Here is a 1,405-nt window from a genome sequence, read left to right as displayed (position 1 = left end):
TTACGAACAGCAACCCCACGACATCGACTTCACCGCCGAGCACCCGGACGCCTACCTCGTGGACGGCCACATGCCGGCGGTCACGGAGAAGGGCGACCTCGACGCCGAACTGGCCGCTTCGGCCGTCGTCGTGGACGCCGAGTACACCACTCCCGAAGAGCACCACAACCCGATGGAACCCCATGCGGCGACCGCCCGCTGGGACGCCGGCCGGCTCGAAGTGATCGACTCCAACCAGGGCGCCACCTGGGTCGTCGGCGACCTCGCGAAGCTCTTCTCGCTCGATCCGGCCTCGGTGCGCGTACGCTCCGAACACGTGGGAGGCGGCTTCGGCAGCAAGGGCGTGCGCGCCCACCAGGTGGCCGCCGTCATGGCCGCCACCGTCCTCCAGCGCCCCGTGCGGGTCGTCCTGACCCGACGCCAGATGTTCTCCCTGGCCGGCTACCGCAGCCCCACCGCCCAGCGCGTCCGGCTCGGCGCCGACGCCGACGGACGGCTGCGCGCGCTGGAACACCGTGCCGTCAGCCTCACCTCCACGGTGCACGAGTTCGTCGAGCCGAGCGCCGGGGTGGCCCGGGTGATGTACGACGCCGACGCCCACCACACCGCCAACCGTGTCGTCCGGCTGGACGTGCCCACCCCGACGTTCATGCGCGCCCCGGGCGAGGCGCCGGGATCGTTCGCGCTGGAGGCCGCGCTCGACGAACTCGCCGAGAAGTGCGGTATCGACCCGATCGAGCTGCGCCTGCGCAACGAACCCGACAGGGGGCCGGTGTCCGGGCTGCCGTTCGTCGGCCGCAATCTGACCGCCTGCTTCCGCGAGGGCGCCCGCAGGTTCGGCTGGGCGGACCGGGACCCGCGCCCCGGACTGCGCAGGGACGGCCGCTGGCTGCTGGGCACCGGCACGGCGGCGGCCTCCTTCCCCTCCGGCGCCGCACCGTCCACCGCGACGGCGACCGCGCACCCCGATGGCACCTTCACCGTCCGGATATCGGCGGCCGACATCGGCACCGGGGCCCGTACGGCGCTCACCCTGGTCGCCGCCGACGCCTTCCAGGTGCCCACGGAGCGCGTCCGGGTCCGCATCGGCGACAGCGACTTCGGCCCGGCGATGATCGCCGGCGGTTCCATGGGCACCCGCTCCTGGTCCTGGGCGATCACATCCGCGGCCGCCGAGCTGCGCGAACGGCTGGCCATGGGGGCCGAGATCCCGCCGGAGGGCATCACGGTACGCTCCGACACGACCGCGGCCATCGGCGCCCTCGCCCCGGCCGAACGGCACTCGTTCGGCGCGCAGTTCGCCGAGGTCGCCGTGGACGCCGCCACCGGCGAGGTGCGTGTGCGGCGGATGCTCGGCATCTTCGCGGCGGGCCGGATCGTCAACCCGCTCACCGCACGCAACCAG

General features: G+C 73.6%; 1 protein-coding gene. It reads left to right on the top strand.

Annotation, left to right across the window (positions count from 1 at the left end; genetic code table 11):
- Window positions 1-1,405, top strand: a 1,405-nt coding sequence (locus tag JK361_RS40525; protein WP_201828230.1) for a xanthine dehydrogenase family protein molybdopterin-binding subunit, incomplete at both ends; no start/stop codon positions are given.

This window comes from Streptomyces musisoli (assembly GCF_016741855.1).
GTDB classification, from domain to species: Bacteria; Actinomycetota; Actinomycetes; order Streptomycetales; family Streptomycetaceae; genus Streptomyces; species Streptomyces musisoli.
This window is presented reverse-complemented; position numbering and strand designations above follow the sequence as displayed.